Origin of the sequence: Paenibacillus sp. (assembly GCF_048976745.1) — a bacterium.
Taxonomy (GTDB): Bacteria; Bacillota; Bacilli; order Paenibacillales; family Paenibacillaceae; genus Paenibacillus.
Map to the genome: position 1 here is coordinate 948,336 of NZ_JBHGUU010000006.1, position 22,068 is coordinate 970,403.

A 22,068-nucleotide genomic window follows, 5' to 3' on the forward strand; every position below is an offset into this window, starting at 1 on the left:
AGGAAGCATCATGAATCACCGAGAGTTGTCCAAAGAAATTATCCGATTAACAGGCGGACAGGAAAATATTACGCAAGCTTGGCATTGTATCACACGACTTCGCTTCAATGTTCGAGAACAAAACAAAGTTCAATTGGAACAGATCAAAGCACTCGATGGCGTGCTTGGTGCACAGTTCCAGAATGATCAGTTCCAAGTGGTAATTGGCAACCAGGTCGCAGCCGTATATGAGCAGATCGAGGATCAGATGAAGCAAAGTGGTGTATCGAAACCTGAAACAGACGCGCCACGCTCTAAAGGGATTAATGCTGTTTTGGATACAATTTCCGGTATTTTCACTCCGATTCTGCCTGCCATCGTAGGTACCGGGATGTTAAAGGGGATTCTGGCACTGCTCGTTACACTTGGAGTGATACAGGAGACAAGCGGTGAGTATCAAGTTCTTTCTTCAATCGCAAATGCTGCCTTTTATTTTTTACCTTTTCTGCTTGCTGTCTCGTCTGCTCGCAAGTTCAAAGTCAATGAATATATTGCCTTGACCCTCGCAGGTACGTTATTGTATCCAACCATCCTGAATGCATATCTGGCAAATCAGCTGGAGCCGATACGGTTTCTATCACTGCCCGTGTCCATTGTGAATTATACCCAGTCTGTCATTCCAATCATTCTGGGTGTGTGGCTTCTGAGTTACGTTCATCGCTGGGTCGATCGTTTTATTCCTGGTCCTGTCAAAGTCATCTTTACCTCGATGATTGTGCTCGTCATCACGGTGCCGATTCTATTAATTGCGATTGGTCCCCTAGGGAATTACATGGGCATCTATCTGGAAATGGGTACTTCCTGGCTCTTTGCCCATTCAGGTCCGTTAACCGGCATTATTCTCGGCGGCCTCATGCCTCTGATTGTTATGACAGGTATGCATTATGCGTTCTTCCCAGGCACATTGCAGAATCTGAGCAAACTCGGATATGACGTGCTTTTGCTACCGATTAACCTGATAACCAATATGAGTCAGGCTGGTGCAGTCACGGCTGTTTTCCTCAAGACCAAAGATAAAAAAATGAAATCCATTGCCTTATCCAGTGGCATATCCGCCTTGCTTGGCATTACTGAACCCGCACTGTATGGTGTCACCTTGAAGCTGAAAAAACCGTTTTACGCTTCACTCATTGGTGGAGCAGCAGGGGGTGGCTTTATTACCGCAGTGGGTCTGAAATGCTTCGGTTTTGCTGTACCAGGATTGCTTTCACTTCCGTTATATATTGGCCCGAATGGTGGCATGTCTAATTTCTGGTATGCATTAATCGGAATTGGCATCAGCTTTAGTGTTTCCTTCGTATTGACTTTGCTGCTCAAGTGGGAAGAGCCAACTACACGCAATTCCGCCATGTCCGACTCAGCACAAACATTAACCGAAGAGGAACTGAATACAACTACTGCCTTTTCTCAAGAAACGGTGACACCTGTCACAGTACATTCCATGGAGGATAAGAAAGGGGAGGTTTTCAGCCCGCTCACTGGTGAATTGGTGCCGCTTGCAGAGCTTCCAGATCAAACGTTTGCTGAGGAAATGACCGGGAAAGGTATTGCCATTCGTCCGCAGGATGGACGTGTAACAGCTCCTTTTGATGGAACCGTCACGTTGGTTGCCAAAAGTAAACATGCGATTATGCTGACCTCATCCAGTGGAATTGACATTCTCATTCATGTTGGACTAAACAGTGTATCGCTCAAAGGGAAATTTTTTGACGTGAAGGTTGTTGCCGGACAAGAAGTGAAGAAGGGTGATTTACTTCTGGAATTTGATATGGATGGCATTCAGGGTGCGGGTATTGACCTTGTGACACCAGTCATCGTAACCAATACGCCGGATTACCTCGATGTAGTACCTGTTCAGGTGAAGGGGGTGATTCCAATGAATGAATTGCTTCTTCTCACCGTTCGTTAACAGCTTCATGAATACCATATACAAAAAAAGGAGAGAAACAACATGACAAAAACAATTAAACACTCATTTCCTAAAGGATTTTTATGGGGCGGAGCTACCGCGGCCAATCAGCTGGAAGGTGCATTTGACGCAGACGGCAAAGGACTCTCTACCTCAGACATGGCTCCATTCGTTCCTCATGAGGAGCGCAATGGCAAGGATTTCACCTTCGACGTCGATTCTGTTCAATTGGAAGAATATCTGAGTGGTAACACCAACGTATATTTCCCGAAACGTAACGGTGTGGACTTCTACCATCGCTACAAAGAAGACATTGCCTTGTTTGCGGAGATGGGCTTCAAAGTGTTTCGTCTTTCGATCGCCTGGACACGGATCTTCCCGACAGGAGAAGAAGCCGTTCCCAATGAAGCGGGTCTTACCTTCTATGATAATGTGCTTGACGAACTCTTGAAATACGGCATTGAGCCGCTCGTAACGATCTCTCACTACGAGATGCCCGTAGAGTTAACCCGCAAATACAATGGCTGGGAAAGCCGCGAGATGATCGATCTGTATTTGAAATTTGCCAATACGCTGTTTGACCGTTACAAAGACAAAGTGAAATACTGGATTACCTTCAATGAAATGAATATGATGCTGACAAGTCTGTATACTGGCGGCGGCATTCTGGAAGATAAAATTAAGGGTACACCTGAGCAGGTAGCCTATCAGGCAACTCACCATCAATTTGTAGCAAGCTCCCTCGCTGTCAAAAGTGGTAAAGAGAAGATGCCAAATGCTCAGATTGGCTGTATGATCTGCCGTCTGGAAACGTATGCTGCTTCCAGTAAACCGGAAGATGTGTTGCAGACGATGAAGGAAGACCAGATGAACCTGTTCTACCCAGAGGTACAGGCACGGGGCGAATACCCATCCTATATGCAAAGATATTTTGAGGAAAACGGCATTGAACTGGTTAAAGCTCCTGAGGACGATGCCATTATCCGGGATAATACCGTGGACTTTATTGCTTTCAGTTATTACATGACGTATATCGGAAAATATGACCCGAATGACAACAGCAACTCTGGTATGCTGGTAAGTCAGATTAAAAACCCTCATCTGAAAGCTACCGAATGGGGATGGCCTATCGATCCGATTGGTCTACGCGTCGCGCTGAACCGATTGTATGACCGTTACCGGATGCCGCTCTTCATCGTAGAGAACGGGCTGGGTGCTATCGACACACCGGAAGAGGACGGGGCAGTGCATGACCCTTATCGCATCAATTACTTGCGCAGCCACATTGAGCAGATGAAAGAAGCTGTCGCTGACGGCGTTGAATTGATGGGTTTCACTAGCTGGGGGCCTATCGATATCATTAGCTGCTCGACTTCTGAAATGGGCAAACGTTATGGTTTCATTTATGTCGATCAAGACAATGCCGGCAATGGTTCGCTTGAAAGAACTCGCAAGGATTCGTTCCACTGGTACAAACAAGTTATTGAAACAAACGGAGAAACGCTGTAATTATAAAAAATTTTACACGCCGCCCATGTGGGCGGTTTTTATTTTGCTCTAGTAAAATAAGGGATAATTATGTAAAATTGTTTTATTCAAACAAGAGGAGTGAATTCAATGTCTAACAAGGTGATTATGCTTTAGGTTCACAAAAGGATATTTGCGTTACAGGGATTCCTTTTGTGGACATTGCAGTGCGGGAAACCGTCCCAACAATGTTTACTGGAGGAGATCATAATTAACTTTAACGGGGCTGTTAACATTAGCAATACACATGTACTGTCGCTGGTATCCGAGCTGTTTCATCTGGAGGGTTACAACATTCAGCTTATTCCGCCTCATGAGGGTGGACGGAATGTCGTATACACTTGTGAGCAAGAGGGATGCGAATCGCTAATTCTCCGAGTGTCTTTTTTGCCTGACAGAAAGCGGGAAGACTATCTTGCCGAACTGGAGTATGTACGGTATTTATTTGAGAACGGTGCAAGTGTCTCGAATGTAGTCAACTCGAAAAAAGGTCTTCTGATGGAAGAGATCACTTATGATGAGCATACGTTTTTTATCTGTTTGTTTGTGAAGGCCAAGGGAAAATTGCTGGTAGAGAACCATTATCATTACCGGGAAGGCGTTCCGCTTACCGAATACTATTATAATTGCGGTAAAGTTCTGGGCAGAATGCATCAGCTATCCAAAAGTTATGTACCCGTTCATCGCAGGCATCATCTTTTGGACAAATATAATGCAGAGTATATCGAGAGGTTGGTTCCTGAATCTATTTCTCTGCTCAGAAGAAAAATGGTTGAACTTCTTCAAGCCGTACAAGAATTAGGTTTGAGCCAGGAGACATGGGGCATGATCCATTTCGATTATAATGACGGGAATTATTCTATCGATTTTGATACGGGACAAATCACGGTATATGATTTCGACAATTCCTGTTATGGCTGGTACATGTTTGACCTCGCAAGTCTGTGGATGAACGGAGTGGGCTGGGTTCAATTTGAACCTGAAGCGGACAAACGTAAACAGTTCATGGATGAGTACTTCCAAACCGCGCTCGCAGGATACACATCAGAAACCCGGGTTTCTGATGCCATGCTGGAGAAGCTGCCGTTATTTATTCAAGTCAGCCTTCTGGAGAATATTGTGGATCATTTTGAGTTGACGCAGCGCGAAGGGGAGGAGCCGGAAGAGGATGACGAGGTTCTGTTGTATCTCATTAAATGTTTGGAAGAGGATATACCGTACAAGGGATTATTCCATGAGATGTATTCCACTGAAGCTCCCTTTGAATATGAGGAACGCTGAAGGGTGCACATCCCGACCATGAATAATGAATGATTAACCAAAACGAAGAGGCAGCCGGTTTTACGGTTGTCTCCTTGTTTGTCCACAGGATGTTTGTCTACGGTATGTTATTCAAATTTGGAAGGAGGCACGTTGTAAAATTTTTTGAATGCTTTGGAGAACGTAAAGGGATCGGGATAACCCAGAAATCCGGCAATTTGCTGAATCGTATATTTTTTCTCGTACAGATAGTCTCTGGCCCGATTCATTTTGATCTGATTGATGTACTGCCCTGGTGTAATACCTAGAATTTTCTTGAACAACGAAATAAAGTATTTCTCAGAGACGCCTGCAATGTCTGCAAGCTCGTTAACTCGGATGGCACGATGCAGATTCGCATCCACATAGGGGAACACGTTCTGCAGAACTTCCAGGCTTCCTTCAATTTTCCTCGGTTTTTGGTCTTTCAGAAACTCACCGTGATACATACCTTGCCCGTGTAATTCCAAAATTTTGGCGATGACGAGAAGAAGAGAGGCTTTCAAGTAGAGTGGACTTCCGGGAGGGCCGCTAATCTGCTTGAATCTTTGATAGGACGAAGTGAACAGCGTTGATTCCTCTTGGATCAGGTTTCCAGATATAATGCCTGGTAGTTGAAACTCGCCTAGAATTCGCTTTTGCTCAGCGATGCTGAAATCAAAGTGTATGTATACGAATCGGCACAGCTCTCCGGTCGTGGAAGCAGTGTAGGGCATATCCGGATAAAAAAACACGACGTCGCCCGGGTGCGCTATATGTTCGATTCCATCGATGGTAATCTTGACAGAGCCTGCCGTAATGAACCACAGATCATAATCGGAGTGAGACTTGTGTTCCATCCAATCGCTGTCGTGCGTTTGTTCCAGATAAGAGCTCATGCGAAGTGTGACATACTCCGAAAGTTCGTTGATTATGCTCATATTTATAGTTCCTGCATTCATCTAGTCCAACCTAATCCTCTCTACTTTATGACATCCTATATTCTATTACTATTATAATAAAGGATTTATCTCTTGTTAACTATCGTACGATATGACATGTTTTGAAAACTATCACACATTCCGATTCCAGCCCACTCCCCTATAATGAACTTATATCGTTACGAGGAGGGGTTATGGTTGAAGGTTACAAGCACACAGCATCCAAAGGTAGTTGTTATTGGAGCAGGAAGCCTGTTTTTTGGTCGTCAGTCCATCTGGCAGATGGTTCACTCCCCATATTTGAATCAGGGAACGCTGGCTTTGGTGGATACGGACGAGGAACGTCTCTCGAAAATGGTAACACTGGCGGAGAAGGTCGCTCGGGAGAACAACGTGTCCTTAAAAATTGAGGGCTCGGTAGATCAAAGACAGGTGCTTCCGGGAGCCGACTTTGTTGTGCTCAGCTTTGCGGAAGAATCGGTGAAATATCGGGGCATCGACTGCCAGGTTTCTCTAAAGTACGGAATTCGCATGTGTTCTGGCGATACGATTGGCCCGGGCGGAATCTTTCGCGCGATGCGGGAACTGCCCGTTATTATGGAATGTGCCAAAGACATTGAGGAACTGTGTCCTGATGCGTGGGTGATCAATTATATTAACCCGTCTACCGTTCACGGCATTGCATTACATCGTTATGCACCGAAGCTTAAATCTTTTGCGCTGTGCGACAGTCATCATATGCCGCATAAAAAAGCCTATTATGCCGTACGAGCCGGGATCATTGGAGACAATAGCGAGTTCACCGAAGAGATCAATCAAAAATTCGATTTCCGTATTGCTGGCGTTAATCATTTCACTTGGCTGCTCAAAGCCGAGTATGAAGGTGAAAATGTGATGCCCACGATCGCAGAAGCCATGCGCAAACTGGCAGGTGATGAGAACAACGGCGGTGATCGTGGCGCAAAAGCTCTTTTTAACGATGCGATTACTTATGAACTGTATGATATTTTCGGAATCATTCCCACTTGTACGGCGCATACAAAGGAATACGTTCGGTATTGGCAGGGTCTCGGCAAAACTGCGGACACCATCCCGCCATTATCGATCTGGGAGACAGAGGACAGGTATGAGCGTCACGATGAAATGTGGCATCAGGTGGATGACTTTCTTGCCGGGAATATCCCGATTGCTGACTACATGAGCACCTTCGGACCGGATCACGCGACCGATATCATTGAAAATATGGTGGGGAACTTGGGCAAAAAATTCTTCATCAATACACTCAATCAAGGTGCAGTAACCAATATGAATCCCGATTCGTTCCTGGAACTACTGTGCGATGTAGATATGGACGGAGTGAAACCACTGCATGTAGGCGAGATGCCGCGTGGGATAAGAGGGATGCAGGAGCTTGTACTGGATACCCATGAGCTTACGGTCGAAGCTGTGCTGGAACAGAGCTACGAGAAACTGAGAAGGGCAATGCTCACCGACCCACTCGTGAATTCCATTAGTGATGCAGACAAAATCATCCACGAATTGTTGGAACTGGAGCGTGAGATGATTCCGGACGTTTGGTACGAGGATAGACTGCAATACAGCTAAGAGCAGATATAAAACAAAGACCACGTCGGTTCCTTCCAAGGGAATAACGCAGTCTTTGTTTTTTTGTCGTTTTTCATCTTTCATTTGTTAGGAGACTCTATTCCACTTTATACAAGACCGCATTGTCTGCATAGTACGAAGTAATAAAATCACGAAATGCAATAGCTGACGGAGATAACCATTTTTGTTTGACCCAGGATAGGCTAATTGGATATATCGCTGAATCATCAGCAATTTTTACATAACTTAACCCGAGTGTTCGACATACGGATATAGGAAGTAATGCAACACCCTGATCCAACCTGATAATTTCGAGCAGGGTATGGGAATCCACTTCAAATGCAAGATTAGGCAGGAAACCTGCCTTTTCACAGAGCATGGTGGTAAACCGGCTGTACTCCTTATTATCTGCAAGAGAAATAAAGGGCTCATCTGCAACAACACCTAATGAGATATTTGTTTCTCCGCCGTATGGATGATTCGTTGGCACAACCAGAACAATATCCTCTTCGACAAGGACAACACTCTCAATCTCCTCATCCTGAATTGGATGCCCCGTAATGCCCAGATGTATATCCCCTTTCTTCAAACCTGTAATAATTTCACTGCGTGTCCCAATGCCTTGATGAAGCTTGGTTTCGGGGGAACCGTTGATGTAGTCACTTATGAGGCCCGTGAGAAATCGGGTATTCGTAATGGAGATCCGGATTGTATTGGATAGTTGCTGTTCCTCCGCTTTAATCTCCATCTCTGCATTTTCAATTTCGATAAAAATCCGGTTTACGTGCTTCAATAGAATCTCACCTGAGGAGTTCAATTGAATGTTACGTCCTCTTCTATGAAATAAGGGGGTACCCAGTTCATCCTCAAGTCGTTTGATCGTCAAGCTTAGGGAGGGCTGAGCAATATTCAATTGTGCAGCTGCCTTGGAGATATGTTCGGTGTAAGCGACGGTCTGAAAATATTTGAGCTGAAGCAACTCCATTCAGATACACTCCTTATTTATTCTGATAAATATATATAGTACTTATTATGTATTATATTAAATTTAAATATTGATGTAGAATTTTTTTATGAGATACAGTTCAAATTTTAAATACCAAAACTTAATTTAATGGATAAGGTAGGTGTCTTTGATGAAAATCGATGTGAATGACATAGCTAAAAATCTGAATACACCCCTAACGGCTCCGGCATACCCAATGCCACCGTACAAATTCGTGAATCGTGAATACTTGAATATTATTTACCGAACCGATGAAAAAGCGTTGCGGGCAGCCGTACCAGAACCTCTCGAAATTACTGAACCATTGGTTAAATTCGAAGTAATGTGGATGCCGGATGTTTCTGGATTGGGTGCCTATACTGAAGCTGGACAAGTTATCCCTGTGCAATTCAATGGGGAGGAAGGCGATTATGTGCATTCGATGTATGTAGACAATTTCCCCGCGATTGCAAGTGGTCGAGAACTCACCGCCTACCCGAAAAAGCTCGGTGCACCCAAGTTGTATACCGATTCAGATACACTTGTCGGCACACTTGATTATGGAACGTTACGTGTAGCCACGGCAACGATGGGCTATAAACATGTGGAGATGGACAAGGAGCTCGCCAAACGCGAAATATGCCGTCCTAATTTTATGATTAAGATTGCTACCGACTATACCGGGAATTTAAGAATATGTGATCTGATCCGAACTCAGATTACGGACATCGAAGTGAAGGAAGCGTGGACAGGACCTGCGCGGCTTCAACTGTTCGAACACGCATTGGCCCCTCTTGCAGATCTGCCTGTGTTGGAGGTTGTGTCCGCTTCTCATATCCTGACCAACCTAACTTTAAACGCTGCACAACCTGTATACAACTACCTGGAAGAGAAATAAGGAGGAACAATAAAATGAGAATTGCCATTGTAGGAGCAGGATCTTTGGGAACCATCGTAGGTGCATACCTAGCGGATGGTGGAGTGGACGTTGAGTTAATTGATGCATATCAGGAGCATGTCGAAGCTTTGAATCAAACGGGTGCCAAAGTAACGGGTACCACAGAGTTTCAGGCCAAAGTAAAAGCCATTACGCCTGAGCAGAAATCAGGACAATATGACCTGGTTTTACTTTTAACCAAACAACTATATAATGATTCCGTTCTTCAGGAATTACTTCCATTCTTGAACGAAGACAGTATCGTGTGTTCTCTGCAGAACGGGATTCCGGAAGAAAAAGTGGCGTCCATCGTGGGTGAAAATCGCGTCGTTGCAGGCTCCGTTGAGTTTGGCGCTACATTTATCGAACCAGGTGTATCCAGTCTCACTACCGAGTACAATCAATTTAAGCAGTATGCTTTTCAAATTGGTGAATTAAATGGTGAAATGACCGAACGAATTCAACGCGTGAAATCGGTGTTGGACCTTGTGGGTGGAACACATATTTCTGATAATCTGGTTGGAACCAAATGGTCCAAATTGCTGATCAACAATGCATTCAGTGGATTATCCGCTGCCTTGAATGGGGAATACGGGGACATTATTGATCATGAAGCTGGCATTGTGAGTGCAGCTCATATTGCGGACGAAACGATTAAAGTTGCTCGCGCCAATGGAGTCACATTGGTTAAAATGAATGGATTCGACATCGCCTCACTTGAACTGAACAACGAAGATGATATCCCTGAACGGGTGAAAACATTACGTTATGTGATGGAGCCCTCCAGACTGCTCAAAGCGAGCATGCTTCAAGATCTGGAGAAGAATCGCAAAACGGAAATTGATTATATTAACGGAGTTGTTTCAAGCAAAGCAGAAGGTACCGGAATTGCGACACCTTACAATGATTTAGTTGTAAAACTGGTCAAAACTGCTGAAGAAACAAAAACGCTTCCTCAGTTTGATATGAATATAAAAGCTTTTGAAGAACTATTAAGTACACATAAATAAATTCATATATTGACACTGAAGGGGCATTTTCCATGGGAATTGCCCCTTTCCTTTAAGCGCTAACGAATCTACCGCATCTTAAATGGCTCATTATCAACGTATACAAGTTTTAACGAACCTGAGTAACACTATTGCGTCATAAAAGGGTATCTACACCTAAAAAACTTGGCCAAATCAACAGAATAACGTCTCTGTGATTCGTTAGATCTCGAAACTAGCCCAATGGGAGTGAATAGCGTGTGTCAGGTTTCTTAGAACACAATCACATAAATTAGGGATGTCCTTCGTCATATTTATGACATGTGGGTCATCCCTGCTTCTTGTATTGGTAAACCTAGTCGGACTTTCAGTACGGGATAGAGAGGTTCTTCACGGTTTATTATCAATTGCTGGTACAAAAGCTAGTCTATCCTTAGCAAAAATAGAGGGAAGGACTGTCAATAACCTCTCCCTGGTAAGGGGATCATCGTAATTCCACACAGCTTCTACGATATGTAAATTATGTACACTACTGGGTGACAACATTCCAATCAAACTTTGAAGTGGAGAAGAGATGTTTACATTCATCTCCTCCTGAGGTACCATCACGAAGTTTCGGTCCCCAGCGTATTGACTGATTTTATCCACATTGATATGTATCCAAGGTCTGCCATTAATGATCAGTTGATATACGGATTCGGTTGGGCGAAAGCCGAGTGATTCATATACAGTAGCAGCAAATCCCGTCTGTCCCATAACATATATGTTCTTACCCAGCACCAGATAGACTGTCGCTCGTTCTCCTGCAATATAATCATCTGCCAATTGACGCCGTATCCCCCTGACACTCTCCTCATAGCGGTCGATCCATTTCTCGGCCGCTCTGCTTCGACCGAACAGATCTGCAATATAACGAAGACGCTCAAAAGTGCTGGTTGCTTCGCGATAGACGATCGTAGGCGCAATGGCGTCCAATTGAGGTAACTGCTGCTCACTATAGTTGCCAAGCAGTATAAGATCGGGCTTGAGTAAGGAGACTTGCTCCGGTGAGCCTTGCAGTCCAATGTCCGGCATGTGCTGCAGTTTGTTTCGATATATGACTTGTGATTTCATTGTAGTTATACCCGCGCCGACTGGGCGGATACCGATCGTAAGCAACTCGCCAAGGGTATTGGTACCTGTGGCCACGATACGCATAGCCGCATCAGGGAGGGAAATCTGCCTGCCGAGGGAATCGGTGATCGTTCTTTGCCTGGTACGTCTTAGCATATTGGCATATTCCCGTGGGGGGTGTCCTGTAAGCTGATGAAAGCGCCGATTAAAATAATACTCATCCTTAAAACCGACTTGTCGGGATATTTCACGCAAGGTCTCGGTAGAACTGGACAGTAGCCTTTTAGCTTGCCGGACCCTAAGTTCTGCGAGATAGTCCGTCGGCTTTTTGCCAGTCATCACCTTAAACAATTTGCTATATTACCATCGAACCATCCCAGCCATTTCGGCCAGAAACTCTACGGTCAGATCTTCGTTGTAGTGCTGCTCCATATAGCTGACTGTACGCTGTACCGCTTGATCATTTTGCATCGGGGTAGGAACGTTTTCAAGCTGATTCATCAGGCCAAGTATCAGTTGCAGCCGAGCCTGAGTAACTGCTAATTTTGAATGATGCGCAGGCGTGTGTTTCTCGTGCAACCGATTTTGCTTGTTTGATTGCAAAGGAGACGGAGAAAACCAGTCCTCGCCAGCCAACGCAAGTTTTATAGTTGAAAGAGCCAGCCTGTATGGTAAGCCCAGCATAAGAGGAGGGCAGGATGGGAGCAGATTCGACTTATCTACTTGAAAGGCGAGAAATGTAAACCGTGCTACATCCGCTTGCTCTTTTGTCGTTTGAAGAATGTAAGATTGCTGAGTTGGGAGCAGGATACAACTGCCTTGGCTCAGATCTTGGGAAATGTGGTTTGTTAACAGCCGAATTCCATGATTCAGAGCAATAAGCAGTGTATATTCATTGGTATCCTTGCTCTTGTTTGATGAATTATGATGATTGGTCTCCTGCAGCGGTGGGAGCTGGAGACGAAACAGATCATGCTGCAGCAGTTGGATGTATAGGGAAGCCATTTGCATTCGGAAGCACTCCGATCTAATGATAATAATTCTCAATTACTAGTTTATCACATTTTACACGTTAGAGGATGTTTTGCTGCAAAGCTTATTACAAGCAGATCACGTTTACAAAATCAAAAAAATCCTCCCTAACCCAGAGGGTTTGGAGGATTTTTGACGTAATCAAGCGTTATTATCGATTCATCCATTTCGGTAACTCATCAAGCAATTGCTCCAGTGCCAGCAGGCTGTCCGTATTCCAATCGGCAGATGCTGTATAGACGCGTCCTTGCTGAACGGCAGGTAACGTTTTCCACAAAGTACTCTGTAACAAGCGATCCGATTCAGCGCGGCTTTCGTCGTTATCCAACGTAAGGACAAAGAGATGATCTCCTGCATATTTCGGCAGTAGTTCTTCCGAAAGTTCAACGAATGTTAGGTTCTTGTCGATAATGTTATGCTGAATAGCTGGCGGAATTGCAAATCCGTGTTCTTGATACAAGACTACACCCAGGGAACGATTCCCCATCACATAGAGCTGTTTACCCAATTGCAAGAAGATAGTCGCTGTTTCGCCTTCTGCCACGTTCAGCTTGTCCCACATCGCTTCCGCTTTTGTATCAAATCTGCTGATCCATTGCTCTGCTTCGTTTTGTTTGCCAAAAATGTTACCCAACTCATGTACGCGTTCTGTAAATGGTAACGCCGAGTTGAACGGAATGGTTGGCGCAATCTTCGAAAAAGCGGCGTTCCGATCAGCGTCTTGCGTATAACCATTCAAAATCAAGTCAGGCTGCAAAGCCGTTATTGTCTCCAAATCACCCGGGTTCCCGACATCCTCCATACTCTCTAAACGGTCTTCAATGTAGCTTTCGGAAGCATGAATCAGATTGGCTCCAACAACGGGGATATCCATTGCCAGCAGATCTCCAAGTGCTGAACCAAGGTAGATAACCCTTTGGGGGTGAGTCGGTATTTCAATCACTTCATTTGTTTGGGTTGTATAGCTTTTTGTCGTTTGCTCGCTGGGCTTTACAGGTTCGTCTGAAAAGGCGCTTTCCGAACGGCTGCATGCTGCAAGGACGGATAGAAGCAGGAAGCATGCTCCCCAAGTGAAAAGGTGTTTCCTCATAGTACTGTTCATCATTGTTTCCCCCTGAGTTCTCTTTTTCTCATTGATAACCATTATCAATTACATTGTATTATAGGTGCCATTTCCAGGGCTTACAATGAAAAAAACGCAGTGAATTTATTTGTACAAATGTCAATGCGTGCGTACATCTATTTGTTCGTTGCGTTATTTTAATCTACAGGTGCGCTGTCATTGGGGTAGCCATGACCAAAAAAACTTGCTGTATAAGGGATTAATAACCTTTGGATAATAATGACATTGACAACTGTAACTTTTTCCAAAATAATAGTATGTAATTGAATACTGGTACCTTTAATTCAGTCCAGAGAGGCTGGCAAGGGCAGCGGATTTCATAATCACGCGAGAATCAGGGCATATTCCGTCATGGGATGCTCTGTGTCTTCGCGCGGGTTATGATGCAAGAAGAGGCTACTTGTCAGTGTAAAACCTGATGAGTAGCCTCTTTTTTCTGCTTTTTTTGGTATCAGATACACTTTAACTTTGGGGGTATTCTGATGAGCAAACAAGATCAAGAGTTTTCATGGCAAGCCGTGCCGAAGGCGCAAAGAAACCATTTTTGGAAGACGTTATCCGTGATGCTTGGTTTCACATTTTTCTCAGCAAGCATGTTGGCAGGAGGGACATTAGGCGTCAGCTTGACGTTTATGGAGTTCATTGGCATCGTGCTTGCAGGCAATCTGGTGCTCGGTATCTATACAGGGGCACTGGCACATATCGCTGCCAAAACGGGCCTGTCCACACATTTGCTCGCTAAATATGCATTCGGTGCAAAAGGGTCGTATCTGCCTTCGTTCCTGCTAGGTTTTACACAGGTCGGATGGTTCGGAGTCGGCGTAGCCATGTTTGCGATTCCAGTCGCCAAAGCGATGGATTGGAACGTATACCTGTTGATCATCGTGTTTGGACTTGCCATGACGGCATCAGCTATCTTTGGTATGAAGTCACTCGTCATTCTTGGTTATATCGCAGTTCCTGCGATTGCCATTCTCGGTGGTTACTCCATGTTCGAAGGTGCAGGTTCACTGGGAGGTCTGCAAGGGTTGCTTGAATACACGCCAACACAGTCACTAACCGCGGCGGCGGCATTGACGATCTGTATCGGATCATTCATCAGTGGCGGAACACTGACACCCGATTTTGCCCGGTTTTCCCGGACATCCAAACAAGCGGTTACGGCAACAGTTATTGCATTCTTCCTGGGTAACTCACTCATGTTTCTGTTCGGTGCAGTTGGTGCCATGGCTTATAACCTGGCCGATATCTCGGAGGTCATGTTCCTGCAAGGATTGATCATTCCGGCGATCATCGTTCTTGGCCTGAATATCTGGACGACCAACGATAATGCGCTCTACGCTTCTGGTCTTGGTTTTGCCAACATCACCAAAATTTCGAAGAAATTCTTCGTCATCGTAAACGGCATCGTTGGTACCGTATTCGCCATGTGGATGTACAACAACTTTGTCAGTTTCCTGAACGTACTGGGTGCGGCGGTACCATCCATCGGGGCTATTATTATCGCAGATTACTTCATTGTAAAACGTAGAAACTATAAGCCATTTGCTGACATGTCTTTCAAAAATGTAAACTGGGTAGCCATGGCCGCTTGGGCCATCGGTGTGGCATTCGCCCAACTGGCTCCTGGCGTAACACCACTGAATGCACTGCTTGGTACAGCAGTGGCCTATATCATCTTGATGCTAATCGTTCCTGCCAAAGAATCCAAAGAAATGGGGAAAATAAATGATTATACAGAACGCAAAATTGCGGGGTAAAGAAGGACTATGGAATATCGTTGTGCAAGACGGGAAATTCGAACGAATCACGCCATCGCTGGAAGTGAACGAAAATGAGGAAACTCTCGATGTCAACGGATCGCTTGTGCTGCCACCGTTCATTGAACCACATATTCATCTCGATACAACGCTCACAGCTGGTGAGCCGGAGTGGAATCTAAGCGGTACACTGTTCGAAGGCATCCAACGCTGGTCAGAGCGCAAGGTATCCCTGACGCTTGAGGATGTGAAAACACGCTCCAAAACCGCACTCAAGTGGCAATTGGCACAGGGCATCCAGCATGTACGAACACATGTGGACGTTACTGATCCAAGCTTGATCGCGGTTAAAGCGATGCTTGAAGTCAAAGAAGAAATGGCCCCATATATGGACATTCAGCTTGTTGCTTTCCCACAGGAGGGCATTCATTCTTATCCAAACGGAGCAGAATTGCTGGAAGAGTCACTGAAAATGGGCGTTGACGTGGTCGGTGGCATTCCACACTTCGAATTTACCCGGGAATACGGTGTTGATTCTATGAAAGTTGCCTTTGATCTGGCTGAAAAATACGATCGTCTCATCGATATCCATTGCGATGAGATCGATGACGAGCAATCCCGTTTCGTAGAAGTGGTTGCCAAGGAAGCCTACGAACGCGGATTGGGTTCACGCACAACAGCAAGTCACACAACGGCGATGGGCTCCTATAATGACGCTTATACGTACAAGTTGTTCCGTTTGCTGAAGATGGCTGATTTGAACTTTGTCTCGAATCCGCTGGTCAACATTCACCTGCAAGGGCGCTTCGACACCTATCCGAAGAGAAGAGGACTGACGCGTGTCAAAGAGTTGCAGGAAGCAGGTCTGAATGTATGCTTCGGTCATGATGACATCTTCGATCCGTGGTATCCGCTCGGCACAGGCAACATGTTGCAAGTGCTGCATATGGGTATTCATGCATCGCAGTTGCTTGGTTATGACCAAATCGTGAATTCGATCGACCTTATTACCAAAAACAGCGCAAGAACGTTACACATCGAGGATGTATACGGTATTGAAGAAGGCAAACCTGCCAACTTCATCGTACTTGAAGCAGAGAACGAATATGAGGCTGTTCGCAAACAAGCTGGCGTACTTTATTCCTTCAGAGGCGGCCGTAAAATCGCGGAATCGAAGCCGCGGGACACTTCCATCATTTTGGAGGGTGGATCAGAGAAGGTCACTTTTAATAAATAATAGATATCAGTCTGTTGCTGTCTGGATGTAAAGGATGTAATGTATATTTCCATTAAAAGTCGCTATTTTAGCGGCTTTTTTTGTTTTTTAACTGACTACGCAATGCATTATGTTACTGGAGTCAGAATAAAAAGGTGCTCCTGAGCACCAATCCAACATTCAACCTACCTTAAGGGCTCCACTAGTAGCTTGCTTCCCGCCTTTTTTACGAACAAAGCTAAGAATCAACAGCAACAGTGGTAACAAGCCAAATAAAAAATGGACAAATTACCGAGAAAATCACCCAAAGCTAACGTTTCCTCCAGGTTTTTAGGCAAGTAAGCAACCAAATACAGCACGGGTAACATCGCAAATTGTATTCCGGTTATATTTTTGAGACGAAACAAATCTCGAATACCAATGGATGCAAAATAGTGCTTAAAGGCATAGGTTGCGAAAATTTGCATTAGCCAAAACACGATAAACAGTGATTCATAACGTTCAAAAAGAAATCCCTCAATCTCAAAACTTCGAACCATATCAAACGTAGGCCACATCCGTGTTTGAATGCCGGGTAAAGACAAATTCCCTACAACTGTGACAATCGTGACCAAATATATCATCGTACAACTAAGGATGCTGTATATAGCAGCTTTGTTGCTGGATTGTACGTCCACCATGTAAGCTGTGATGATGAGTAAAACTTCATATCCAGAATAGGAAAGACACGAAGGTTTAAGACCCTTCAACACAGGCATGAATCCATCGCCTAGGAGTGGTCTGAGGTTGTTAAGTTCAAACATCTTGCTGCTTAAAAGGAAAACCAGAGCTAGCAACACAAGCGTAACGGGCAACACGATTGAAAAGACCCGGATGATGACCTTAAGACCACCCGTTAACATATAAATACCAATCCACAAACTGACCATGATGGTTACCCAAGTAGGTGTGCGCTCAAGAATGTACATGCTTGTAATTTCAGCCATAACTCTGACTTCAAATGAACAAAGAACAACAAAATATACAATAATGACAAGTCCCAACAGATATGAAATCCATTGACCTGTGATTTCAGGTAGAAACTCGAATACCGTTTTACCGGGGAATCTACGACACAAGGTTACAAGGAGAATGCTGATTGTGGTTACAATTAATCCTGATAAAATGACAGAAATCCACACATCTGGTGTTCCTACTGCTTTACTAATTGTGCGAGGGAGTGTTAGAATTCCAGCTCCGAGTATTGAATTGATAACTACAATAATAACTTCGGAGGTATTAATATTAGATGTGGATTGCTTCATTGGTCTTCGCTCCAAACCGGAGAATATATTTCTAGGTAGTATCGCCTAAGACAGTTGTTTTATGTAAAATATTCTGTACTGATATAATGTAGTGATAGCCAATAACGATTTGAAGATGAGGATGTAGGTTATGCCAAAGAACGATAATATGTTAGCTATTCTATGGATGCTGAATTCAGGCGCCAGAATAACTGCAAAACAAATGTCCGAAAAGTTAGAAATCAATATAAGAACCGTATATCGATATATTGATGCGTTATGTGCCAGTGGAGTACCGATCATTTCCGATACAGGTCATAATGGCGGATATAGCTTGCTGAATCAGCATATTAAAGCACCTCTGTTATTTGATATGGATGAAAAAAAGGCACTTCTCCAAGCTGCTGTATTTGCAAAAGAAGCTGGATACCCTTTAAGTCAGGCATTGGACAATGCAACATCCAAGTTGAAAATGTATTCAAATCAGGAGCAGGAAAACACACTTCATCGTCATTTAGCCGGGTTTAATGTTATTAATCGCATGGTAGACCCTTCCGTTCAGCCGATCTTGACGGAATTGGAACAAGCAGTGGCTAACGAATGCTCTGTCGAAATTGATTATCGTACCAGCGGGGAAAAACAACCCAAGAATAGAATAGTAGACCCCCATGGAATGGTTTACTGGAATAATAAATGGTATACTATGGCGTTTTGCCACCTGAGAAACGAATTCCGCAGCTTTCGGGTAGATCGTATTCTACGAATCAAGCCTACTTTGCTCCGCTTTAAGCGTTCGGAAGCTTTTTCAGCCCGTGAATTATTTATGCAAAATTTGTTACCTGATGTAGTGGGTAAAGAGGGGTTAATTTCCTTAGTTATCGAAGGCAGTTCAGAGGCATTGGATGACTTGGGACTGCATTGGTTTATGGGCCATTATTTGAAAGAAAGGACTTCCAATCAAGCCATCTTTTTATTTGATGAAGAATCAATGCATACATATGTCCCTTATTTTCTCCTATCTTACGGGAAATCCATTCAAGTCATCGAACCACAGCGTGTGAAGGACAGACTTTTTGCTGTTGTGTCTGAGTTAATGGAATACTATCAACTTTAATTACGATCATGCATGTTATTCTAAAAACAAAACTGTTTGAACTCATCGGAATTTGAACTGTGAGCTTGAAAAAAAGTTGCGAAGCTTTGCTGGTTTGGATATGATTATCTAATGTTCAATCAAATATAATACTTATGTAACCAATTGATGATAAAAGATAGTGAGGTAGAAAAAATGATCGCAAGAACAGAGGAAGATTTTAATGGCTTAAAGGAAATTGGGAAAATTGTAGCTTCTATTAGAGATGAATTGGTTCAAAAAACCATCCCAGGCATAACCACTAAAGAACTTGATGATTTGGCAGGAGAGCTTTTTGAGAAAGCTGGCGCAGTTTCTGCTCCAAAAAGTGAATATAATTTCCCGGGATTTACTTGTATTAGTGTTAATGAAGAAGTGGCACACGGTATTCCGGGAGAGCGGGTTATTCAAGAAGGGGACATTGTCAATATTGATGTGTCCGGCTCCAAGAACAGTTATTTTGCAGATACTGGAATCTCCTTTGTCGTAGGCGAAGGTGCAGAAGTGTTAACGAAAATATGCGACGTTGTTAAACTGGCATTTGAAGCAGGTCTTAAAAAAGCAAAACCAGGCTCCAAAAAAAGCGGAATCGGAAAAGCTGTATTCCAAACTGCCAGACAGCATGAATTAACGGTTATTAAAAACCTTACAGGACATGGTGTTGGACGTGGAATACACGAAGCACCTGACCACATCTATAATTATAATGATCCATCGGATGATGAATTGTTAAAAGAGGGCATGGTTATCGCATTCGAGCCATTTATCTCCACTTCAGAAGAAGAAGTAGTCCAAACGGGAGATGGCTGGACCTTTGTTACTAACAACAGCTATGTAGCTCAAATCGAACATACAATTATTCTTACTAAAAATGGTCCAATCATTGTTACACTATAATGAGTTCAACTTGAAAGTCGCTAAATTAGCGGCTTTTTGTATTATTTTGACGTATAGCAGATCGGAACGTCTGCTTATTAATTTATGTTGAAATTATGGAAGGATTTAACGTATATTTAGATCTGATGAAGAATAAGAAATGTCCCTAAAGTTTCCTGTTATAATTTTGTAGTTTTATAGATTCAACATAGCAACTCTAATACATAGCTTACTATTATCGTGCGGGCAGTGGCGAGGTGATGCGAAATGAAAAATGAATGAAACATGTACATTCAACTTTTTCCACTCAGACTTGAAAGGATCGTTATTGTGCTAAAAATAATTAATTTTCTTCTTTGTTTGCTGATCATTTGGGTACTTATTTTTTATCCTTTTCGTTTTGTTTGGTTTGAAGGCTTGAAACAGATTCCCGCAGATCTTCATGGTGTTTATTTACTTTTTTTGTTCTTTGGATATCTGATCTGTTCATCTGCTATGGGACTTATGGTTGGCAAGATGTTTTTTAAAGGAAAAGAGCAATAATTGTGGGTAAGAATAATATGCTTAGATCCATGTATTCTCCAAAACAGGAGGCCATATATGAATACCATCCTAAAAGTTATAGAAAAACTAAAGTTAAATGTCTTACATATCGAAGATGTTCCTGAGTCATTTAGTTCTGATGTATACAGACTTACTCTTGTCAGTGGAGAAAACGTGTTTGTGAAAATCCCATTTAATAAGGATAAACTATTCCGTGAATTTCAGATGCTTGAACTATTAAAGGGTGTAATACCTGTTCCTAAAGTATTGGACATTTGGTACGGGGATGAAAGTGCTGTTGGCGCGTTGCTCCTTTCAGCAATTCAAGGTATGCCTTGTACAGGAGAGATCGATGAGAAACTTTCTTTTCAGATTGGCGTGTATCATGCGATGCTCCATGAGGTTAAAGCCCACGGGTATGGTTACCATGTAACCGATGGTTTTAAGCAACTTGAGCAAAATAATTGGAGATTACATATCAAAAGTAATTTTGAAAAGTGGAAAGAACCCTGTAAAGAAATCCTCGACTCTGAATTGGTTGAGAGATGTATTCATCACTTTGACGGCGTTTTCTCTGCTTTACCGCATCCTGATGGACCGTGCATTGTTCACATGGATTTTAGACCAGGTAATATATTGGTGAATGGTAACGAGGTTGCTGGCATTATTGATTTCGAGAGCGCTCGTAGTGGTTCTTCGGAAATAGATTTCACAAAAGTTAATCGATATATCTGGAAAGTCAATCCGAGAACAAAAATCCCGTACATTAAAGGATATGAATCGATTCGACCTATGTTGGATCTGGAAAGAGTGCTGCCATTTTACGATTTGTACGATGCCTTCAGCGCAGTTGTTTGGTGTAAAAATAGAGGCATTGAAAAAAATCATGCGTTCCTTCAAGAGAATATTCTTATTCTAAGGAATTCGGTGGGTTTCAGAATGGAATAATAGAAGGCGGAATTTTACACTATTTCAATGACATTGAAAAATTCATTTCGCTACTGTTCTCATTACTTAAAGAAGATGTTTCGTTTCCTCTAATTCTCAAATCGAATACCCAATCCAACCAAACTACTTTGACGAAGAATTACATAATGGCGATGTAGCATATAAACATTATTTTAATCAAGATGAACAACAGGACTTTTCAGATGTTTCAGTTAGGCTGTATACCCTTAGCGAAATAATAAATTCGGTTATTACAGCTGGCTTTAATATAAAGAAATTTGAAGAGCATCGTGGTTGGGGAAATGAGAACATTCCATGGGAATTTACAATTGTGGCTAATAAATGAATTGAAAGTTTTACCTCTAAAAAGAACCACTCCTTTGTCGGAGTGGCTTCTTTTTTGTCATAGGAATAAGTGAATCAGCACAAAGTTAGAACGGACATCTTTTTAGTTGAAATTCACGGCACTGATCGGTTTGAAAATATTGTAAATCTATATTGAGCTATGATAAGATGAGAAGAGATCGTTTTGAATCAGGTTACCTAAATCAAATGAAGGAGCGGTAGTATATTGAACAATAAGATAAAAGTAGGTGTCGCTAATAAAGAAGGCCAGTTAGGTTTTGTCTTTTCGAGAGGTGGTCTACGAGAAGGTTCCGGGAGAAAGAGTATAGGTGTGACCAAAAAAATATCTTTGACTCTAACAGAGGACATGTGGGAAAAAATCGAAAACCATTGCACGGAGCATAAACTTTCTCGTTCGGAGGCTATACGTAACATGATTGAGTCCTTCTATTCAAAATAATTTTTTTTAATTGAGGTAGGTGAGGTC

General features: G+C 43.2%; 18 protein-coding genes and 1 pseudogene. 12 read left to right on the forward strand and 7 right to left on the reverse strand.

What is annotated here, in order from left to right:
* The first annotated feature begins 10 nt into the window (after window positions 1-10).
* The 3 genes from ACE3K2_RS10905 to ACE3K2_RS10915 all read left to right on the forward strand — a co-directional run bounded on the left by ACE3K2_RS10905 (window position 11) and on the right by ACE3K2_RS10915 (window position 4,756).
* The gene (locus tag ACE3K2_RS10905; RefSeq protein ID WP_421889697.1) at window positions 11-1,948 is read left to right on the forward strand and encodes a beta-glucoside-specific PTS transporter subunit IIABC; all 1,938 of its coding nucleotides are present in this window, start codon (window positions 11-13) and stop codon (window positions 1,946-1,948) included.
* A 42-nt stretch (window positions 1,949-1,990) separates the two neighbouring features.
* Window positions 1,991-3,457, forward strand: coding sequence for a glycoside hydrolase family 1 protein (locus tag ACE3K2_RS10910; RefSeq protein WP_421889699.1), 1,467 nt, complete (start codon window positions 1,991-1,993; stop codon window positions 3,455-3,457).
* A 171-nt stretch (window positions 3,458-3,628) separates the two neighbouring features.
* Window positions 3,629-4,756 carry a phosphotransferase enzyme family protein gene (locus ACE3K2_RS10915; protein ID WP_421889701.1) on the forward strand — a complete coding sequence of 376 codons (1,128 nt, stop codon included), beginning with the start codon at window positions 3,629-3,631 and terminating at the stop codon, window positions 4,754-4,756.
* A gap of 107 nt (window positions 4,757-4,863) precedes the next feature.
* Here the strand turns inward: ACE3K2_RS10915 and ACE3K2_RS10920 are convergent, their stop codons facing one another.
* Complete coding sequence (locus ACE3K2_RS10920) at window positions 4,864-5,715, reverse strand: helix-turn-helix domain-containing protein (RefSeq protein ID WP_421889703.1); 852 nt, start codon at window positions 5,713-5,715, stop codon at window positions 4,864-4,866.
* Between the two features lie 177 nt (window positions 5,716-5,892).
* Here ACE3K2_RS10920 and ACE3K2_RS10925 point away from each other — a divergent pair, with 177 nt between their 5' ends.
* Entirely contained in the window at window positions 5,893-7,299 is a 1,407-nt protein-coding gene (locus ACE3K2_RS10925) for a glycoside hydrolase family 4 (RefSeq protein ID WP_421889705.1), read from the forward strand.
* A 97-nt stretch (window positions 7,300-7,396) separates the two neighbouring features.
* On the opposite strand, the gene ACE3K2_RS10930 is transcribed toward ACE3K2_RS10925, so the two are convergent.
* Entirely contained in the window at window positions 7,397-8,284 is an 888-nt protein-coding gene (locus tag ACE3K2_RS10930; protein ID WP_421889707.1) for a LysR family transcriptional regulator, read from the reverse strand.
* 151 nt (window positions 8,285-8,435) lie between these two features.
* Between ACE3K2_RS10930 and ACE3K2_RS10935 the strand changes: the two genes are divergently transcribed.
* Both ACE3K2_RS10935 and ACE3K2_RS10940 read left to right on the forward strand, forming a co-directional pair.
* Complete coding sequence (locus ACE3K2_RS10935) at window positions 8,436-9,182, forward strand: acetoacetate decarboxylase (RefSeq protein WP_421889709.1); 747 nt, start codon at window positions 8,436-8,438, stop codon at window positions 9,180-9,182.
* A gap of 14 nt (window positions 9,183-9,196) precedes the next feature.
* The gene (locus ACE3K2_RS10940) at window positions 9,197-10,231 is read left to right on the forward strand and encodes a ketopantoate reductase family protein (RefSeq protein WP_421889711.1); all 1,035 of its coding nucleotides are present in this window, start codon (window positions 9,197-9,199) and stop codon (window positions 10,229-10,231) included.
* 369 nt (window positions 10,232-10,600) lie between these two features.
* Here the strand turns inward: ACE3K2_RS10940 and ACE3K2_RS10945 are convergent, their stop codons facing one another.
* The 4 genes and pseudogenes from ACE3K2_RS10945 to ACE3K2_RS10960 all read right to left on the reverse strand — a co-directional run bounded on the left by ACE3K2_RS10945 (window position 10,601) and on the right by ACE3K2_RS10960 (window position 13,460).
* Entirely contained in the window at window positions 10,601-11,479 is an 879-nt protein-coding gene (locus ACE3K2_RS10945; RefSeq protein WP_421891152.1) for an ABC transporter substrate-binding protein, read from the reverse strand.
* Window positions 11,480-11,491: 12 nt separating this feature from the next.
* Window positions 11,492-11,674 (reverse strand): annotated as a pseudogene (locus ACE3K2_RS10950) (helix-turn-helix domain-containing protein); the annotation flags it as partial.
* Between the two features lie 9 nt (window positions 11,675-11,683).
* Window positions 11,684-12,334 carry a hypothetical protein gene (locus tag ACE3K2_RS10955; protein WP_421889713.1) on the reverse strand — a complete coding sequence of 217 codons (651 nt, stop codon included), beginning with the start codon at window positions 12,332-12,334 and terminating at the stop codon, window positions 11,684-11,686.
* A 172-nt stretch (window positions 12,335-12,506) separates the two neighbouring features.
* On the reverse strand, window positions 12,507-13,460 hold the full coding sequence (locus ACE3K2_RS10960; RefSeq protein ID WP_421889715.1) for an ABC transporter substrate-binding protein: 954 nt from the start codon (window positions 13,458-13,460) through the stop codon (window positions 12,507-12,509).
* 500 nt (window positions 13,461-13,960) lie between these two features.
* On the opposite strand from ACE3K2_RS10960, the gene codB reads away from it, so the two are divergent.
* Both codB and ACE3K2_RS10970 read left to right on the forward strand, forming a co-directional pair.
* Window positions 13,961-15,238, forward strand: coding sequence for a cytosine permease (codB, locus tag ACE3K2_RS10965; RefSeq protein ID WP_421889717.1), 1,278 nt, complete (start codon window positions 13,961-13,963; stop codon window positions 15,236-15,238).
* Window positions 15,207-16,475: a cytosine deaminase gene (locus ACE3K2_RS10970; protein WP_421889719.1), complete on the forward strand. Its 1,269-nt coding sequence runs from the start codon at window positions 15,207-15,209 to the stop codon at window positions 16,473-16,475. Before codB ends, ACE3K2_RS10970 begins: the two co-directional genes overlap by 32 nt.
* A 224-nt stretch (window positions 16,476-16,699) precedes the next feature.
* Here the strand turns inward: ACE3K2_RS10970 and ACE3K2_RS10975 are convergent, their stop codons facing one another.
* Window positions 16,700-17,758, reverse strand: a complete 1,059-nt coding sequence (locus ACE3K2_RS10975; RefSeq protein WP_421889721.1) for a GerAB/ArcD/ProY family transporter — start codon at window positions 17,756-17,758, stop codon at window positions 16,700-16,702.
* 130 nt (window positions 17,759-17,888) lie between these two features.
* Between ACE3K2_RS10975 and ACE3K2_RS10980 the strand changes: the two genes are divergently transcribed.
* The 4 genes from ACE3K2_RS10980 to ACE3K2_RS10995 all read left to right on the forward strand — a co-directional run bounded on the left by ACE3K2_RS10980 (window position 17,889) and on the right by ACE3K2_RS10995 (window position 22,041).
* On the forward strand, window positions 17,889-18,851 hold the full coding sequence (locus ACE3K2_RS10980; RefSeq protein ID WP_421889723.1) for a helix-turn-helix transcriptional regulator: 963 nt from the start codon (window positions 17,889-17,891) through the stop codon (window positions 18,849-18,851).
* 174 nt (window positions 18,852-19,025) lie between these two features.
* A complete protein-coding gene (gene map, locus ACE3K2_RS10985; RefSeq protein WP_421889725.1) occupies window positions 19,026-19,766 on the forward strand; it encodes a type I methionyl aminopeptidase in 741 nt (246 codons plus the stop codon).
* 579 nt (window positions 19,767-20,345) lie between these two features.
* The gene (locus ACE3K2_RS10990) at window positions 20,346-21,236 is read left to right on the forward strand and encodes a phosphotransferase family protein (protein WP_421889727.1); all 891 of its coding nucleotides are present in this window, start codon (window positions 20,346-20,348) and stop codon (window positions 21,234-21,236) included.
* A 712-nt stretch (window positions 21,237-21,948) separates the two neighbouring features.
* Window positions 21,949-22,041 (forward strand): hypothetical protein, encoded by a 93-nt coding sequence (locus ACE3K2_RS10995; RefSeq protein WP_421891155.1) that lies wholly within the window; start codon window positions 21,949-21,951, stop codon window positions 22,039-22,041.
* The last annotated feature ends 27 nt before the right edge of the window (window positions 22,042-22,068 follow it).

Coding starts and splice junctions, on each gene's coding strand:
- ACE3K2_RS10905 (WP_421889697.1), top strand. CDS start 11: ATGAATCACCGAGAGTTGTCCAAAGAAATTATCCGATTAACAGGCGGA.
- ACE3K2_RS10975 (WP_421889721.1), bottom strand. CDS start 17,758: ATGAAGCAATCCACATCTAATATTAATACCTCCGAAGTTATTATTGTA.
- ACE3K2_RS10945 (WP_421891152.1), bottom strand. CDS start 11,479: ATGCTAAGACGTACCAGGCAAAGAACGATCACCGATTCCCTCGGCAGG.
- ACE3K2_RS10955 (WP_421889713.1), bottom strand. CDS start 12,334: ATGCAAATGGCTTCCCTATACATCCAACTGCTGCAGCATGATCTGTTT.
- map (WP_421889725.1), top strand. CDS start 19,026: ATGATCGCAAGAACAGAGGAAGATTTTAATGGCTTAAAGGAAATTGGG.
- ACE3K2_RS10910 (WP_421889699.1), top strand. CDS start 1,991: ATGACAAAAACAATTAAACACTCATTTCCTAAAGGATTTTTATGGGGC.
- ACE3K2_RS10980 (WP_421889723.1), top strand. CDS start 17,889: ATGCCAAAGAACGATAATATGTTAGCTATTCTATGGATGCTGAATTCA.
- ACE3K2_RS10960 (WP_421889715.1), bottom strand. CDS start 13,460: ATGATGAACAGTACTATGAGGAAACACCTTTTCACTTGGGGAGCATGC.
- ACE3K2_RS10940 (WP_421889711.1), top strand. CDS start 9,197: ATGAGAATTGCCATTGTAGGAGCAGGATCTTTGGGAACCATCGTAGGT.
- ACE3K2_RS10990 (WP_421889727.1), top strand. CDS start 20,346: ATGAATACCATCCTAAAAGTTATAGAAAAACTAAAGTTAAATGTCTTA.
- ACE3K2_RS10920 (WP_421889703.1), bottom strand. CDS start 5,715: ATGAATGCAGGAACTATAAATATGAGCATAATCAACGAACTTTCGGAG.
- codB (WP_421889717.1), top strand. CDS start 13,961: ATGAGCAAACAAGATCAAGAGTTTTCATGGCAAGCCGTGCCGAAGGCG.
- ACE3K2_RS10970 (WP_421889719.1), top strand. CDS start 15,207: ATGATTATACAGAACGCAAAATTGCGGGGTAAAGAAGGACTATGGAAT.
- ACE3K2_RS10930 (WP_421889707.1), bottom strand. CDS start 8,284: ATGGAGTTGCTTCAGCTCAAATATTTTCAGACCGTCGCTTACACCGAA.
- ACE3K2_RS10935 (WP_421889709.1), top strand. CDS start 8,436: ATGAAAATCGATGTGAATGACATAGCTAAAAATCTGAATACACCCCTA.
- ACE3K2_RS10995 (WP_421891155.1), top strand. CDS start 21,949: ATGTGGGAAAAAATCGAAAACCATTGCACGGAGCATAAACTTTCTCGT.